Origin of the sequence: Streptomyces sp. GD-15H (assembly GCF_045291515.1) — a bacterium.
Classification (GTDB): Bacteria; Actinomycetota; Actinomycetes; order Streptomycetales; family Streptomycetaceae; genus Streptomyces.
The window spans coordinates 5,112,683-5,128,166 of record NZ_CP149447.1 but is presented as its reverse complement, the minus strand read 5'-3'; the positions used below and the strand labels follow the sequence as shown (position 1 = coordinate 5,128,166).

Annotated in this window: 15 protein-coding genes, 1 tRNA gene and 3 pseudogenes; 5 read left to right on the top strand and 14 right to left on the bottom strand. The window is 70.3% G+C overall.

Annotation, left to right across the window (positions count from 1 at the left end):
- Positions 1-90: 90 nt before the first annotated feature.
- Positions 91-228, top strand: a pseudogene (locus WJ438_RS24445) (IS5/IS1182 family transposase); the annotation flags it as partial.
- 429 nt (positions 229-657) lie between these two features.
- Here the strand turns inward: WJ438_RS24445 and WJ438_RS24440 are convergent.
- Positions 658-1,461 (bottom strand): exodeoxyribonuclease III, encoded by an 804-nt coding sequence (locus WJ438_RS24440; RefSeq protein WP_406727145.1) that lies wholly within the window; start codon positions 1,459-1,461, stop codon positions 658-660.
- Between the two features lie 89 nt (positions 1,462-1,550).
- Here WJ438_RS24440 and WJ438_RS24435 point away from each other — a divergent pair, with 89 nt between their 5' ends.
- Positions 1,551-2,027: a GNAT family N-acetyltransferase gene (locus tag WJ438_RS24435; protein ID WP_406727144.1), complete on the top strand. Its 477-nt coding sequence runs from the start codon at positions 1,551-1,553 to the stop codon at positions 2,025-2,027.
- A gap of 26 nt (positions 2,028-2,053) precedes the next feature.
- Here WJ438_RS24435 and WJ438_RS24430 read toward each other — a convergent pair whose 3' ends face one another.
- On the bottom strand, positions 2,054-2,371 hold the full coding sequence (locus tag WJ438_RS24430; protein WP_406727143.1) for a hypothetical protein: 318 nt from the start codon (positions 2,369-2,371) through the stop codon (positions 2,054-2,056).
- Positions 2,371-2,703 (bottom strand): hypothetical protein, encoded by a 333-nt coding sequence (locus WJ438_RS24425; protein WP_406727142.1) that lies wholly within the window; start codon positions 2,701-2,703, stop codon positions 2,371-2,373. Before WJ438_RS24425 ends, WJ438_RS24430 begins: the two co-directional genes overlap by 1 nt.
- A gap of 173 nt (positions 2,704-2,876) precedes the next feature.
- Between WJ438_RS24425 and WJ438_RS24420 the strand changes: the two genes are divergently transcribed.
- Positions 2,877-3,173 carry a GntR family transcriptional regulator gene (locus WJ438_RS24420; protein ID WP_406727141.1) on the top strand — a complete coding sequence of 99 codons (297 nt, stop codon included), beginning with the start codon at positions 2,877-2,879 and terminating at the stop codon, positions 3,171-3,173.
- A gap of 230 nt (positions 3,174-3,403) precedes the next feature.
- On the opposite strand, the pseudogene WJ438_RS24415 reads toward WJ438_RS24420, so the two are convergent.
- Both WJ438_RS24415 and WJ438_RS24410 read right to left on the bottom strand, forming a co-directional pair.
- Positions 3,404-3,568: pseudogene (locus tag WJ438_RS24415) on the bottom strand (D-2-hydroxyacid dehydrogenase family protein); the annotation flags it as partial.
- A 111-nt stretch (positions 3,569-3,679) separates the two neighbouring features.
- Positions 3,680-4,195 (bottom strand): hypothetical protein, encoded by a 516-nt coding sequence (locus tag WJ438_RS24410; protein WP_406727140.1) that lies wholly within the window; start codon positions 4,193-4,195, stop codon positions 3,680-3,682.
- Positions 4,196-4,344: 149 nt separating this feature from the next.
- Between WJ438_RS24410 and WJ438_RS24405 the strand changes: the two genes are divergently transcribed.
- Positions 4,345-5,709: a BTAD domain-containing putative transcriptional regulator gene (locus WJ438_RS24405; RefSeq protein WP_406727139.1), complete on the top strand. Its 1,365-nt coding sequence runs from the start codon at positions 4,345-4,347 to the stop codon at positions 5,707-5,709.
- Positions 5,710-5,946: 237 nt separating this feature from the next.
- Here the strand turns inward: WJ438_RS24405 and WJ438_RS24400 are convergent.
- The 7 genes from WJ438_RS24400 to galU all read right to left on the bottom strand — a co-directional run bounded on the left by WJ438_RS24400 (position 5,947) and on the right by galU (position 11,616).
- Positions 5,947-6,020 (bottom strand) — tRNA-Ala (locus tag WJ438_RS24400).
- 82 nt (positions 6,021-6,102) lie between these two features.
- Positions 6,103-7,389, bottom strand: coding sequence for a gephyrin-like molybdotransferase receptor GlpR (glpR, locus tag WJ438_RS24395; protein WP_406727138.1), 1,287 nt, complete (start codon positions 7,387-7,389; stop codon positions 6,103-6,105).
- 173 nt (positions 7,390-7,562) lie between these two features.
- Entirely contained in the window at positions 7,563-8,231 is a 669-nt protein-coding gene (locus tag WJ438_RS24390; protein ID WP_406727137.1) for a GNAT family N-acetyltransferase, read from the bottom strand.
- Positions 8,232-8,248: 17 nt separating this feature from the next.
- Positions 8,249-8,791: a molybdenum cofactor biosynthesis protein B gene (locus WJ438_RS24385; RefSeq protein ID WP_406727136.1), complete on the bottom strand. Its 543-nt coding sequence runs from the start codon at positions 8,789-8,791 to the stop codon at positions 8,249-8,251.
- Positions 8,788-9,216 (bottom strand): cyclic pyranopterin monophosphate synthase MoaC, encoded by a 429-nt coding sequence (moaC, locus tag WJ438_RS24380; protein ID WP_406727135.1) that lies wholly within the window; start codon positions 9,214-9,216, stop codon positions 8,788-8,790. The genes WJ438_RS24385 and moaC overlap by 4 nt, the downstream gene beginning before the upstream one ends.
- A 169-nt stretch (positions 9,217-9,385) precedes the next feature.
- Positions 9,386-10,708 (bottom strand): gephyrin-like molybdotransferase Glp, encoded by a 1,323-nt coding sequence (gene glp / locus WJ438_RS24375; protein ID WP_406727134.1) that lies wholly within the window; start codon positions 10,706-10,708, stop codon positions 9,386-9,388.
- Complete coding sequence (galU, locus tag WJ438_RS24370) at positions 10,705-11,616, bottom strand: UTP--glucose-1-phosphate uridylyltransferase GalU (protein WP_406727133.1); 912 nt, start codon at positions 11,614-11,616, stop codon at positions 10,705-10,707. Before galU ends, glp begins: the two co-directional genes overlap by 4 nt.
- A 92-nt stretch (positions 11,617-11,708) precedes the next feature.
- Here galU and WJ438_RS24365 point away from each other — a divergent pair, with 92 nt between their 5' ends.
- A complete protein-coding gene (locus WJ438_RS24365) occupies positions 11,709-12,323 on the top strand; it encodes a 5-formyltetrahydrofolate cyclo-ligase (RefSeq protein ID WP_406727132.1) in 615 nt (204 codons plus the stop codon).
- Positions 12,324-12,427: 104 nt separating this feature from the next.
- Here the strand turns inward: WJ438_RS24365 and WJ438_RS24360 are convergent, their stop codons facing one another.
- Together WJ438_RS24360 and WJ438_RS24355 are read right to left on the bottom strand one after the other, a co-directional pair.
- Positions 12,428-12,772: a penicillin acylase family protein gene (locus tag WJ438_RS24360; RefSeq protein ID WP_406729794.1), complete on the bottom strand. Its 345-nt coding sequence runs from the start codon at positions 12,770-12,772 to the stop codon at positions 12,428-12,430.
- A pseudogene (locus WJ438_RS24355) lies at positions 12,769-15,275 on the bottom strand (penicillin acylase family protein). Before WJ438_RS24355 ends, WJ438_RS24360 begins: the two are co-directional and overlap by 4 nt.
- Between the last annotated feature and the right edge of the window lie 209 nt (positions 15,276-15,484).

Genomic DNA, 15,484 nt, shown 5'->3' with positions numbered 1-15,484 from the left:
CCGAGGGGGAATTCCAAGCCCTTCAGGACCTGCCTCACACTCGGTCCACCGGCAGTCATCCACGAAACCGTGAGACCGCGCTGCTCAGAGCTCGCGCGCTGCTCCGAGCGCTGCATCACCGTCATCGACGCCTCCTTCGACCTCGCCGACACCGTCATCACCGTCCGCAGCCTCATCCGCCGCGCCTGGAGCACCCACCGCTGGGACAACCGATCCGCCCACCGACCATGGCCGCGCGCCTGTCTGCGCGAGCGCTTACTGGCGTTGTGCACTGTGCAGGCTGCGGCGGGCGCATGTATTTCGCCGCACGCCGGGGCTGCGCATACGGCAACTATGTCTGCCGTGCCCGCGCCCAATCCATGACGTGCCCTGCAGCCGCGGGCATGCGCTCCGACTGACTCGAGGCGTACACGACGGACTGCTCTCGCAAGGCGAAGGGGCTGAACACCCTCGTCCCTCGCGAGATGCTCCTTGAAGACGGCGTTCATGTCACCGTGGCCAAGGGAAGGTGCGGAGGCGGCCCGGCCAGGCCGGCCGGACCAGACACCTCACGGTTGACCTTCAGTGCCGGCATGCCGCCCGATGAAGAGCAAGGGGCTGAAGCCACCGTCGGGGCCGTGCGGGATACGACCGCCCCGGGTGCCACGCACGGTCCTGTCACCCGGCAAACACCACAGAAACGGGAGCGTGGTCCGACCACCGCTCCGTATGACTCGCCGCACGTTCCACGAAAGCCTTGACCGCTCGCTCTGCAAGCCCAGGAGTGGCCATAGCCAGGTCGATCCTCCAACCTGCGTCATTGTCGAAAGCCCGCCCCCGGTACGACCACCACGTGTACGGCCCGTCGACATCAGGATGCAGCGCCCGTACGACGTCGACGTAACCACCGTCGGCCGGGTCGAGGACCCGCCCCAGCCACTCCCGCTCCTCCGGCAGGAACCCGGAGTTCTTGGTGTTGCCTCGCCAGTTCTTCAGGTCGGCCTGCTGGTGCGCGATGTTCCAGTCCCCGCACACGACGACCTCCCGGCCGTCGGCGGCGGCCCGCTCCCGCAGGCCCTTCATATAGGCGAGGAACTCCCCCATGAAGCGGATCTTCTCGTCCTGCCGCTCGGTACCGACCTCGCCGGAGGGCAGATAGAGCGAGGCGACGGTGACCCCGGGCAGATCCACCTCCACGTACCGCCCACCGCCGTCGAACTCGGCCGACCCGAAACCGACCTGGACGCGATCGGGCTCACGCCGCGTATACAGGGAGACCCCCGCGCGCCCCTTCGCCGCAGCAGGCGCATGCACCACATGCCACCCCTCGGGCTCCCGGACGTGCTCGGGCAGCTGCTGCGGCTCCGCGCGCACCTCCTGCAGGCACACCACATCGGCGGAGGTCCGCTCCAACCACTCCACGAAGCCCTTCTTCGCGGCGGCGCGCAGTCCGTTGACGTTGACGGAGGTCACAGTGAACATCCGGGCACGATACCGGCACACTGGACGGGGCCCGTTCCTGGCCCGAAAAACGGATCCCACCCCAATCGGATTGATATACCTTACTGCGCATGAATATCCGACGCGTCTCCTACGACCACCCCGACGCCGTCAAGCTGAACGACGAGGTCCAGGCCGAGTACCACGTCCGCTACGGCGACGGCGGCGACGCCACCCCCATGAACCCCGCGCACTTCAGGCCGCCGCACGGCATCTACCTGCTCGTCTACGACGAGAACGACACCCCGGTCGCCTCCGGCGGCTGGCGCGTCCAGAACGCCAACGGCGAGGGCAACCGCGACGGGGACGCCGAGCTGAAGCGGATGTACGTGACCGAGGGAATGCGCGGCCGGGGCCTGGCCCGCCGCATGCTGGCCGCCCTGGAGGACGACGCCCGCGCGGCCGGCCGCCTCCGCATGGTCCTGGAAACGGGCACGCAGCAGCCGGAGGCCATCGCCCTCTACACCTCCAGCGGCTACGAGCCCTGCGAGAAGTTCGGCTACTACCGCTCTTACGAGAGCAGCCGCTGCTTCGCGAAGCCGCTGTAGCACCACTCGGCGCCGCCGGTCACTGACTACTCGTCCACTCCTCCGCCTTCCGGACTTCCCGGCGAGGGCAGACGTCGGCCGCGGGACTCCGCGACGCGCAGCGTGTCGGCGAGGCATTCGGTCAGCCGGAGCGCGGCGTAGCGGACCTCGACGTTCGGGGTCAGGGGATCGTCCAACACCCGGCGGGCGGCGCGGAGAACATCCAGCCCGTCCGCGAGTTGCCGGGCCTCCGTCGCGTCGGCGAACCGGGAGACGACCCCGCCCTCCTCGCCGGGGACGAGGAAGCAGGGCTTGCCTTCCGGCGACAGCCAGGGCAGCAGTCGGAGCACGGTGAGCGAGTTCATCACGCGGCCACCTTCCGGGCGCCGCTGGCGTGCTGGTCGAGGTCGGCACCGAACCCGGCGGCGAGTACGAGGACCCGGCGACGGTGGCGCCGACGTGCCTGTTCCTGCTCGTGGGCGGTGAGGTAGGGCCGGACGAGGCGGGAGGCGGCGCCGTCGAGAGGGAGATGACGGCAGTACGGGGAACGGTGAAGAGGAAGGCAGCCGGAGTCGGCGGTACGGGGAGTGACGTACTCGGAGCCGACGGGGCGCCGGTCCCCCGCGCGATGGGTTCCGGTGCCAGGCCCGAAGAGAAGGCCCAACCAATGGGCAGCCCGGCGGATAAGGTCATGCATGTCGACGCTCCTTGCAAGCGTTGGCCGTGCCCCGGGAGGTCTAGCCACCTCGCCGGGGTCTTCCGTTCGTTCTGCAGAACCTACTTTGCATCAGGATGCGTTAGGTAGCAATAGGAAGCATGCGGTTGCACCCACACGTGGTGGGTCGATACTCGGCGCTTTAGCGTTCATGCATGCCTGATGAGCGTGACTGGAGACCCGACCCGGCAAGCCACGTCTACGTGTATCTGCAGGTCGCCCACCACATCGCCGATCAAATCCGGACGGGACGACTCCTCGCGGGTGCGCGCCTCCCTGCCGAACGGGACCTCGCAGAGCAGTACGGCGTAGCCGTCAACACGATTCGCCGTGCCGTCCGCGACCTCCGCGATCAAGGTCTGGTCATCACTGTCCCCATCAAGGGAACCTTCGTACGCCCCGACCCCTCCCCCAACAGTTCACCAGTAACCGAGCCCGGGGCCACCGACTGACGGCTCCGCCCCCACCCCCGCTCGACCGACTCCGTAGTAATTCGTTGCCGGGCACCGTGCGACGACGCCGGCCGTGCAGGCGGCGACCGCGAACCCGAAACCGAGAGGCCGGGAGTGGATGCCTTGCTGAAAACTGTGAGCAGTCGGCGAGCAAGTGTCCCTTTCGCGCTCAAACGAGCGGAACATGGACAGTGATGGCTGGAGTGCTCACGGACTTACGACCGCATGGCTCAGCCGAGGCGTCGTACGGGCCCGCCCGCCAGGAACGCCTCGATGTCCTCGACGGCCTGGCCGTAAGAGGTGCGGTAGTAGCTCTGCGAGACATGGCCGAGGTGAGGGATGGCCAGGGGCCGGGGCGCGGTGCGCATGGGGTGGTCGGCGGGCAGGGGCTCGACCAGCGGTCGGCGAAAACGGGATGCCGCCTCCCCTGACCACCCTGAGCTGGTGAAAACCGCTTCAACCGCCCCCGGCACACGGCCGCGTGGTCGGACAGGGCTGCCAGGCGGTCAGTCGATGCGCGCGCAGAGGTCGTCCTGCGTCCCGTACGCCATGTTCACGGTCTTGTATCCGGTGGAGCTGATGTCCATGGTGTACACCCCGTCGACGAGGTACAGGCCGCGCGGCAGGTTGCCGCTGTTCTCGCCGACGCCGACCAGCACCGGGCCGAGCACGGACCAGTGCTGGGAGCCGTCGGTGCGGTAGTCGACGACGGCTGTGCCGCTCGCGTCCGCGTCGTGGAAGGCACCGGTCCCGGTGTGGGTGACCCGCACGACCAGGTCACCCTTGTACGCGACCCGCTTCGCGGAGCCGTCGGGATGGGTGTCCAGCACGCGCTGCACCACTTCATCGACGACGGGCTCGCCGTGGACGGGGAAGTCGCACCGGACGCCTGCGGCGACGTCCCACGGCGCGGAGGGCGCCGGTTCCCAGCCCTTGCCGGTGCCGGCGGGCGCGGCGGCGGCAGGCACCGCGCCCGGGAGCACGGCGGCAAGGGCGAACAGGGCAACGACGGTTCGGCGCATGGCTTCTCCTTGGTGAGGCTGGTCCGCGAGGGGCGTTCAGATGATCCCGACACCAGCCTCGTCCCTGCCGCTGACCAAATCCTCACCGCTTTTCCCGCGTCCCCCACGGGTGGGAAGCGCTTCCGCTTCCGGCTAGGCTGCCCCGAATCATGGAGTTCCAGCTGCTCGGTCCGTTCCAGGCCCGTCACGAGGGACAGCGGGTGCTGGTGGGCAGCCGCCGCCAGGAGCGGTGCCTGCTGTCGATCCTGCTGCTGCACGCGGGCCGTACCGTGACGACCACACGCCTCATCGACCTGTTGTGGGACGGCGATGCGCCGGCCTCGGCCCGCAGCACCGTCCACACCTACGTCGGCAGACTGCGCGCCGGCCTCAGGCCGTACGGACTGCACATCGGCACCACGCACGACGGCTATGCCGTCGAGCCCGGTCGGCATGTGATCGACGCGCAGGAGTTCATCCTCCTTGTCCGGCAGGCGGCAGCCACGGGCGATCCTGCGGAGCGGGTGCGCCTCTACGACCAGGCCCTCGGGCTGTGGAGGGGCCCGCTGCTCGCCGATGTGGCCGACGACCGGCTTCGTGACCGGCTCGGCGCCCACATCGGGGAGCTGCGCCTGTCCGCCCTGGAGCAGTGGGCCGAGTCCCAGCTCGCCATGGGACGGCATGAGCGGGTCGCGGCGGATCTGATGGTGTCGGCCCAGGAACATCCGGAGCGGGAACGACTGGTCACCGGCCAGATGACCGCGCTGTACCGGAGCGGCCGCCAGGCCGATGCCCTCCAGCTGTACCGCAGTACGCGCCAAGTGCTGGTGACCGACTTCGGCATTGAGCCGGGCGCCGGGTTACGGACCCTGCACGACCGCATCCTGCAGGGCGACCCCCGGCTGGACCGGCCACCCGCGCCCATCTATGCGGTGCGGGTCGGCGAGGAATGGCTGCCGTGGAACACCAGCGGACATCCGGCACTGGAATTCTGCAACACTTACGCGGGCTGGGGCGGCGCTCATCTGCCGGGCTCGGAGTGGCTGCGCAGCTACGCCACGCTCGCCGTGTGGGCCGGACATATGGACCTGGCGGAAGACCGACTCGTCACCTGGCTGCTCGAACAGGCGCGGCAGTACCCCGAGAAGGCCGCCGCCGCCCTGGACGAGGCCCGGGAATTCCGTGGAAACCTGTACGCCTGCCTGACCGATCCCCACGACGCTCGGGCCTTCAAGGCGGTGGCCGGTGTCGTGGAGGACGCCGCCAAGGTCTCGGTGTTCACCCGCGGTGAGGACGGCCTGGGGCGCTGGCTTCCGTCCCGCGCCGCCGGTTTGCGGTTGCCTGTCTGTGCGGCCGCCCGCAGCGCCTCGGAACTGCTCGCGGACCCGCGACGTTTCACGATCCGCACCTGCCCCAGCGAGGACTGCGGCTGGCTCTTCCTCGACCAGCGCGGGCGACGCAGGTGGTGCAGCCTGGCGACCTGCGGCAGCAGGAAGCCGGCGGGTAACCGGTGCGTGACCGTTGATCCTGCTTGATGCGCCCCACCGACTTGGCTCCCAAGGGCTGCTCGCGGTCGCTGTGATTGCCGCACCACACCGCCGTACCGGCCGGAACCTCAGGCCGCCGGCTGCCGAACAACCTCCTCCGGCACCGGCCTCGGTTCGGACGCCGCGTCGAACAGATCCCGGAAACGCCGAGATCCCGTCCGATCAATCAGATCGGACGGGATCTCGTGAACTCTTCCTGAGCTGACTCAAGAACAGTCGCTGCGGTGGACCTGTGGGGATTTGAACCCCAGACCCCCTCGATGCGAACGAGGTGCGCTACCAGACTGCGCCACAGGCCCTTGCAACGAGAGAAACCTTAGCACCCCGATCGGTGTGCTCGGAAATCCGTTGCCGGTGGGCGGTCACCTGCGGTTTCGGAGATCATTCGTTGGCGGCCCGGAGGCGGTCGCCGTCCTCGTACTGGTCGAACAGCGGGGTGCGGCCGCGCTCGCGGGAGCGGCGGGCAGAGGCCGCGCGGAGGGCGTCATTGCGCCCGTCGGCGTCGGCCTGCTCCTCCGTACCGGCCCGGTCCCCTTCCGGGTCCGCGTCGTCGGCGGCCTCGGTCTTCTCCGGGCCCGGGGTCACGGCGCTCGAACGCGCCGAGCTCCAGGTGTCCGCGGCGCCGAGGTCCACGTCGTTGGTGGCGCGCGGGGCGACCGGGGCGGTCACGTACGTGGGCAGCGGCACCGGGACCGGGTCCCAGCTGTCGCCGCCCTGGCCGGGCCGCCGCCGTCGCTCCCGCTGCTGGTCGACCCACTCGGCGTGGTCGGTCTGCTCGACGAGCGCGCGCCGGTCGGCGGCGAGCGCCAAGAGGCCGGGGTCGGTCTCCGGGCCCGGCCCGAGGTCGGGGTCGGCGCCCGGCTCGTGTCCCTCCGGTTCGTCGGGGTCCACGTCGTCGACGGACGGGCGGCGGCGCGGCTGACGTTCCCGCAGCCGCTGTGCGGCGGCCTCGGCCTGACGGCGGTCCATCTGGTACGCGAAGCGGCGGCGCTCCTGGGAGCGCAGGTAGGCGATGTAGACGCTCAGCAGCACCGCGGGCACTCCGGGCGCCCACAGGAAGGTGAGCCCGCCGACCGCGGCGACGATCGCGCCGAACGTGAAGGCGAGGAAGAGCATCGTGGTGGTGCGCCGACGGCGGGCGAGCACCTTCGAGCGCCGGGCACGCGCCGCGGCGGCCTGCGCCGACAGGGACTGCGGGGCGGACTGCGACGACGGGGCCTGCTGGGCCGGCATCGCCGGCTGTGCCCTTCGAGGGGGCGCTTCGCGCCGGGCGGACGGAACGCGCTCGCGCGGGGGGCGTCCGGTTGAATCGTCGGGGGCCGGTTCGGGTACCGCCCGTTCCGGCCGCTGCGCGGGGGACGTCCGTACGGGCGCCTGCACCTGCTGCGGACGGGTCTGGGACACGGCGAAGGCCCGGACGTCCACCGAATCGGTGACCGCGTCCGGGTCGTGGACGCTCTGCTCCCCCTCGTCGGCGGAGCGCGCCCGCAGGTCCTTGGCGTACCGGCGCTCCATTCCCGCCCGTCCGGACAACAATCGGATGGCGGTGCTGAAGCGTTCCGTCGGACGGGCTTCGTTCAACTCGTCCTGCCTACGGAGCCACATCGGCACCAAGTAGGCGGCCCAGGCCCCGACAATGACTGCGTAGATGAGGCCGCTGCTGCTCACGCCTCACACGGTAGAGGGGTTTAGGTGAGGCCATCCGCCAATTGAGCCGGTGTGTCGCACGATCTGGCTGATATTTCGAGCTTTTTTTGCGAACGATGCGATCAACAGACCACTCAAGCTGGGAATTTCCCCCTCTTCAGACGGTCATCACGCGATCAAATTCGAACGTTTATTCAATTAGTCGGGCGGTGCGGAATTCCGGGATGACGCCGCTCGTCCCCGGCCCGCTCGTCTCCGGCGGGCCGCTCTTCCTGGGAGCGTGCCCGTTGCCAGCGCCTGAGCAAATCCTCGGGCAGTTCTTCCGCCGTGAGCGCGAAGACGAGATGGTCGCGCCAGGCTCCGTCGATGTGCAGATACCGCGGGCGCAGCCCCTCCTCGCGGAATCCGAGTTTCTCCACGACCCGGCGGCTGGGCCCGTTCTCGGGCCGAATGCACACCTCGACGCGGTGCAGTCCGACGGTGCGGAAACAGTGGTCCACGGCCATCGCCACGGCCGTCGGCACCACCCCGCGACCGGCCACCGCCTCGTCGACCCAGTAGCCGACGTGCCCCGAGCACATCGAGCCCCAGGTGATCCCCGCGACCGTCAACTGGCCGACCAGGCGCCCCTGGTACTCGATGACGAACGGCAGCATCCGCCCCGCGTGGGCCTCTGCCCTGAGGTGGCGGACCATCTGACGGTAGGTCGGCCGGTGCACGATCGGACCGGAAGGGGTGGGCGGCGGGATCGTCGCCTCCCAGGGGCGCAGCCAGTCCCGGTTGCGCCGGTTGACCTCGCGCCAGGCCCGCTGGTCGCGCAGCTTTATCGGCCGGAGGACGACGTCGCCGGCCACCAGCTCCACGGGCCAGGAGGAACCGTTCAGCTCGCACCCCCGCCACTGGTACCGGAACTGGAGTGGTCACCGCCGCGCAGTTGGTCGACCGCGTGCTTCAACAGCGGTTCCAGGACGGCCAGACCGTCCTTCACTCCGCCGCTGGACCCGGGAAGGTTGACGATCAGCGTCCGGCCCGCGACGCCCGCGAGGCCCCGGGAGAGGGCCGCCGTCGGCACCTTGTCCCGGCCGTACGCCCGGATGGCCTCCGCGATGCCGGGCACCTCGTGGCCGATCACCGCGCGGGTCGCCTCGGGGGTGCGGTCGGTGGGCGAGACGCCGGTGCCGCCGGTGGTCACGATGACGTCGTACCCGGCCTCGGCGCCCGCGCGCAGCGCGGCCTCCACCGGGTCACCGTCCGGGACCACCTGCGGGCCGTCGACGGCGAAGCCGAACCGCCGCAGGCCCTCGGCGATCAGGGGGCCGCCCGTGTCCTGGTAGACGCCGGCGGCAGCCCTGTTGGAGACGGTGACCACCAGGGCGCTGTACTGCGCGAGCAGTGCGCCGCCGTCGGATGCGTCGAGTGTCATGCCCTGCTCCAGTCGCCCGACTTGCCGCCCGTCTTCTCCTCCACCCGCACGTCCGTGATGACCGCCTTCTTGTCGACCGCCTTGACCATGTCGATCACGGTGAGCGCGGCGACCGAGACCGCGGTGAGCGCCTCCATCTCCACGCCCGTGCGGTCCGTCGTCTTCACGGTGGCCGTGATCTCCACTGCGTCGTCCACGACCGACAGGTCCAGTTTCACACCGGACACCGCCAAGGGGTGACACAGGGGGATCAGGTCGGGGGTGCGCTTGGCACCCATGATGCCCGCGATCCGCGCGGTGGCCAGGGCGTCCCCCTTGGGGACGCCCTCACCGCGCAGCAGTTCGATCACACGGGGCGAGACGAGGACGCGGCCGGTGGCGCGGGCGGTGCGCGCGGTGACGTCCTTGCCGGACACGTCGACCATACGGGCGGCGCCCGCCTCGTCGATGTGGGTCAGGTGGTCCTGCGTGGAGGGTCCGGGGGTCTCCCCCGGGAAGGCACGGTCATGATCGTGTGACGCTCCCGGTCCGGGCCCGCCGCGGTGCGGCGCACGGGTCTGCTGTGCGCGACACGGTACCGCCAACCGGTGCGGCTCAGCCGAGCAGGACCACCTCGACCTCGGTGCCGGGCGCCACGGACCCGACGTCCTCGGGGACGACGATCAGCGCGTTCGCCTGTGCGAGGGCGGCCACCAGGTGGGAACCGGCGCCGCCGACCGGGGTCACCTCGCCGTCGGCATACCGGCCGCGCAGGAACTGGCGCCGGCCCTTCGGCGAGGTCAGCGTCCCGCCCGCGGTCAGGGTCGCGCGGGTTCTCGGCCGGTGGACGTCCGTGAGGCCCATCAGGGTGCGGATGGCGGGGCGCACGAACAGCTCGAAGGAGACGTACGAGGAGACCGGGTTGCCGGGGAGGGCCAGCAGGGGGGTGTGGTCGGGGCCGATGGAGCCGAAGCCCTGGGGCTTGCCGGGCTGCATGGCGAGCTTGCGGAAGTCGATGCCGCTGCCCGGCTCGTCCTCGTCGCCGACGGACGACAGCGCCTCCCTGACGACGTCGTACGCCCCGACGCTCACCCCGCCGGTGGTGACCATCAGGTCGGCGCGCACCAACTGGTCCTCGATGGTGTCGCGGAGGGTGTCGGCGTCGTCCGCGACGGCGCCCACGCGGTAGGCGATGGCACCGGCGTCCCGCGCGCAGGCGGTGAGGGAGAAGCTGTTGGAGTCGTAGATCTGACCGGCGTTCAGTTCCTCGTCGGGCTGGACGAGTTCGCTGCCGGTGGACATCACCACCACGCGCGGGCGCGGGCGCACGCGTACCGTGCCGCGGCCGATCGCGGCCAGCAGGGAGATCTGCGGCGGGCCGAGGACGGTCCCGGCCTCCAGGGCGCGGTCACCGGCCCGTACGTCGCTGCCCTTGGCGCGCACATGCGCGCGTGCCTGGGCCGGGCGGTACACGAGTACCTGCCCGGTGGCGCCCTCGGGGGCCAGGCTGCGGGCCCGCATCCCGGTGACCGGGCCCTCGCCGAGCCCGCCGTCGGTCCACTCGACGGGGACGACGGTCTCGGTGCCGGGCGGGAGCGGGGCGCCGGTCATGATGCGTACCGCCTGGCCGGGCCCGACCCTGAGCAGGTCGGACTGGCCGGCCGCGACGTCGCCCACGACCTCGAGGGCGGCCGGGTACCGCTCGCTCGCGCCCGCGACATCCGCGACCCGTACCGCGTACCCGTCCATGGAGCTGTTGTCGAACGGCGGCAGCGACACCTGCACCGTGACGTCCTCGACCAGGACGCAGCCCTGGGCGTCGAGGAGGTGCAGCTCGATGGGTTCCAGGGGGCGGACGGTGGTGAGGATGTCGTCCAGGTGCTCGTCCACCGACCAGAGGTGGTCCGGACCTGCGGTGCGGGGCGCGGCGGTGCTCAACGTTCCTGCATCTCCTCGGTGACGTAACGGCGGAGCCATGCCCGGAAGTCCGGGCCCAGGTCTTCACGTTCGCACGCGAGTCGGACAATGGCACGCAGGTAGTCGCCTCGGTCGCCGGTGTCATAGCGGCGGCCCTTGAAGACCACGCCGTGCACCGGGCCGCCGATCCCTTCGTCCGCGGCCAACTGCTGGAGGGCGTCGGTGAGCTGGATCTCGCCGCCGCGGCCCGGCTCGGTCTTGCGCAGTACGTCGAAGACGGCCGGGTCGAGGACGTAGCGGCCGATGATGGCGTAGTTGGAGGGCGCGTCGGCCGGTTCGGGCTTCTCCACCAGGCCGCTGACCCGGACCACGTCGGAATCGGCGGTGGCCTCGACGGCGGCGGAGCCGTAGAGGTTGATCTGCTCCGGGGCGACCTCCATGAGCGCGATCACGCTGCCGCCTTGCTCCTCCTGGACCTCGATCATGCGCTGGAGCAGGCAGTCGCGCGGGTCGATCAGGTCGTCGCCGAGAAGGACGGCGAAGGCTTCGGCGCCGACGTGCGGGGCGGCGCACAGGACGGCGTGGCCGAGGCCCTTGGGGTCGCCCTGGCGGACGTAGTGCATGGTCGCGAGGTCGCTGGATTCCTGGACCTTGGCGAGGCGCGCGGCGTCACCCTTCCGGTTGAGGGCGGACTCCAGTTCGTAATTGCGGTCGAAATGATCCTCCAGGGGGCGCTTGTTGCGGCCCGTCACCATCAGGACGTCGTCGAGACCGGCGGCTGCGGCCTCTTCGACCACGTACTGGATCGCCGGCTTGTCGACGACCGGCAGCATCTCCTTGGGAGTGGCCTTGGTGGCCGGCAGGAACCGGGTGCCGAGGCCTGCTGCGGGAATGACAGCCTTGCTGATCCGAGGGTGCGACTGAATCATGTCCGTAACCATATCCGGTGCCTTTGCACGGAATCCGCTACTCCGGACCGTTGATGCCCATATGAGCATAATATGACGATGCAGGGACAGAGTTGAGACACAACGACCGCGCGAACGATCCTGACAAGCGGGCATTGCGACGGGAAATCCTTCTGGCGAGGAACAGGTTGACAGCGGATGACGTGCGGGAGTCCGCGACCGCGCTGGCCGACCGCGCGCTCGGGCTGCCCGAGCTGGCGCACGCGCGCACCGTGGCGGCGTACGTCTCCGTGGGAAGCGAACCCGGCACGCTCGTGCTGCTCGACGCGCTGCGCGCGCGGGGCGTACGCGTGCTGCTGCCTGCCCTGCTCCCCGACAACGATCTGGACTGGGGCGCGTACACCGGCGAGGGCTCGCTCACGCGCGTGCGGCACGGCGGGCGGATGGCCCTGCTCGAACCGGCCGGGGAGCGCCTCGGGCCGGACGCCGTGACCGGAGCGGACGCCGTGCTGCTGCCGGGCCTGGCCGTGGACGCCCGCGGAATGCGGCTGGGGCGCGGCGGAGGCTCGTACGACCGGGTGCTGGCCCGGCTGGAGCGCGCGGGCACGCACCCGGCCCTGGTGGTGCTGCTGTACGACACCGAGGTGGTCGAGCGGGTCCCCGAGGAGCCCCACGACCGGCCGGTGCACGCGGTGGTGAGCCCGTCGGGGGTACGGCGGTTCGGCTGAGCGACGACACCGTTCCGGTGGCCCGCGGCCCCGGCAGGACGAAAGCGGCCGCCACGCGTGCGTGGCGGCCGCTTTCGCCTGCCTCATGCGTCGGGACCGGGCCCTCAGGGCTTGAGCAGCAGTGTGTCGCCGGTACTGGCCTCGACCGCCTTGTCCGAGTACGCCCACTCGAGCAGTTCGCCCTCGGCCCACTTGTCCGTCTGGTCGACGTAGTGGGAGCTGTAGGCGTGACCGGAGGCTCCGGTGAGGTTGATCCACCGCGACTTGTCGAGGTCGCCGAGGTTGACCACCATCCGCATCGACGGCACCCACACCACCCCGTAGCCGCCCGCGGCGTTCCAGCCGGTCGCGTTGACCGTGGCCTCGCCGCCGCCGAGCTTCCAGGGGCCGCGGTTGAGGACGTACTGCAGGAAGTCGGGGCCGGAGGTGCCCAGGGTCTGGTTCTTCAGGAACAGGCGGTGCAGCCGGCCCAGCTCCAGGTGTCGATGTCCTTGCCGAGCTTGGCGGTGAGCTCCCAGCGCGCGTCGATCATGGCGCGCTTGAACAGCTCGTCACGGTTCTCCGCGGCGGGGCGGGTGCCCGCCTTCGGAGTCGTCCACCAGTCGCTGTTCTCCTTCTCCATCAGCGTGCGGACCACCTCGAACCAGCGGTCGCCGCCGTCGGGCTGGGCCTGGTCGGCCTCGCGCATGCCGCACTCGCGGACCTTGACGCGCTCCTCGGCGGGCCCGACCGGGTCGACCGGGTCGACCCACAGGCACTGGCCCTTGACCCGCAGCTCCTTGGGCAGCTTGTGACCGAAGGCGAGTTTGAGGATGTTGCGCCAGACGGAGTTGAAGTAGGCGGCCGCCGCGGAGTCGGCGTCCTGGGTGTAGTCCCAGCTCTCCAGCAGCTTCTGCGCCTCGCGCACGTCCGGGTCCCCGACGTCGATCTTGAGCAGTTCGCGCACGAGCAGCTTGGCGATGCCGCTGCTGTTGTCGAGCTGCATCTGCCGCATGTCGTCGGTGGAGATCTTGCCGCCGTCCTTGATCTTCGACTTGATCAGCTCGGTGATCCGCTGGCTGCGGGCGCCATAGCCCCAGTCGGTGGTCAGGGTGTACGGGTACGTGTCGGGATCGGCGACGGCCTGGTTGGCGGTGACGATGTAGCCGCGGTCGGGGTTGAACTCGTAGGGCAGTTCGTCCTGCTCGATCCAGCCGGTCCACTCGTACTTGGGGTTCCAGCCGGGTGCCGGGACGGAACCGTCGTGGCCCTTCGCGCGGGCGGGGATCCTGCCGGGCAGCGTGTAGCCGATGTGGCCCTCGGTGTCCGCGTAGACGAGGTTCTGCGAGGGCACCTCGAAGAGGGTGGCCGCCTCGCGGAAGTCGTCCCAGTCCTTCGCTCGGTTCAGCGCGAAGACGGAGTCCATGGTGCGTCCGGCGTCCAGCGCGGTCCAGCGCAGGGAGACGCCGTAGCCGTCGCCCCGGTCGGGTGCGGCGGACTCGACGGTGGCCTTCTTGCCGGTCCGCACCAGGTCGGCGGATCGGTCGGAGAGCAGCGGGCCGTTGCCGGTCTCCCGGACGACGATCTTCCGTGAGGCGCCGCCGGCGACCTTGATGGTCTCCTCGCGGGACGTGAACGGCACCACCTTGCCGCCGTACTGGTAGCCCTCTCCGGTGATCTTCTCCAGGTAGAGGTCGGTGACGTCGACCCCGGAGTTGGTCAGGCCCCAGGCGATGTCCGCGTTGTGGCCGATTATCACGCCGGGCAGACCCGCGAAGGTGTAGCCGGTGACGTCGTACTGGCACTTGTCGGAGACGCTGCGGCAGTGCAGGCCCATCTGGTACCAGACGGACGGCAGCGAGGCCGACAGGTGCGGGTCGTTGGCCAGCAGCGGCTCACCGGTGATGGTGTGCTCCCCGGAGACCACCCAGGAGTTGGAGCCGATGCCGTCGCCGTTGACGCCGACGGCCGTGGGCAGGTTCTGCAGGACCTCCTGGAGGCCCGCCAGCTGACCCTCCAGGCCGTCCGCGGTGCTGACGGTCCCGGACGCGCCGTCCGCGGTTCCGGCAGCCCCGGACGCGCCCTCCACGCCGCCGGTGCCCGTGCCGACGCCCGTGCCCGGGGCGGTGCCGTCGCCGGTTCCGGTCCCGGCCCCGTCGCCCGTGCCCGTGCCGCTCTCGCCGCCGCCCGACTCGTAGGTCCCGGTCAGCTCGTTGTACTGGCCCTCCTGGACCACCGGCTTGTTCCGGCCGTACGGATACGCCGGGTACAGGTCGGCGATCTGCTCGGGGCCGAGGCGGCTGGTCATCAGGGCGCGGTCGATCTCGTCCTGCATGTTGCCGCGCAGGTCCCAGGCCATCGCCTTCAGCCAGGCCACGGAGTCCACCGGGGTCCACGCCCCGGGCGTGTAGCCGTTGGTGAAGCCCAGCGCCGCGTACTCCAGGGAGATGTCCGCGCCCTCCTTGCCCTCCAGGTAGGCGTTGACCCCCTTGGCGTAGGCGTCGAGGTACTTCTTCGTGGCGGGGAGAGCTTCTTCTCGTACTCCTGCTTCGCGACCCGGTCCCAGCCCAGGGTGCGCAGGAACTCGTCGCTCTCGACCTGGCTCTCGCCGAACATCTCCGACAGACGCCCGGAGGTCATGTGCCGGCGCACGTCCATCTCGTAGAACCGGTCCTGCGCCTGGACGTAGCCCTGCGCCATGAACAGGTCCTCGTCGGAGGAGGCGTAGATCTGCGGGATGCCGTGACCGTCGCGTTTGACGTCGACGGGGCCCGACAGGCCCTCGAGCGTGATCGAGCCCTTGGTCTGCGGGAAGGAGGCTCGCACGGTGCCGATCGACCAGTACGCCCCGTAGGCGACACCGCCGATCAGGGACAACACCAGGACGAACACGAGCAGACGGGCTTTGCGCCCCCTTTTCCTGCCGGACTTGCCGGGTTGCTGACCCGTGGAGGCGGTGGTGTCGGTGGGCATCGCTGTCCTTGCTGTCCTTACACGAGCGGCAGGGCGGGCTGTGCTTTTAACTGAGCGCTGGAGCAACGATAGGCGCAGGGCCCCGCGCCGCTTGACGCGGAGTCGCGAACCAGCCCGGACGGACGTTCGATGATGCCAGGGAAGCGCGTCAAGAAAACGTCAAGAGTTAGGTAAGGTAACGAAGCGGTTTGCCGCGGACGCGTCGGCTC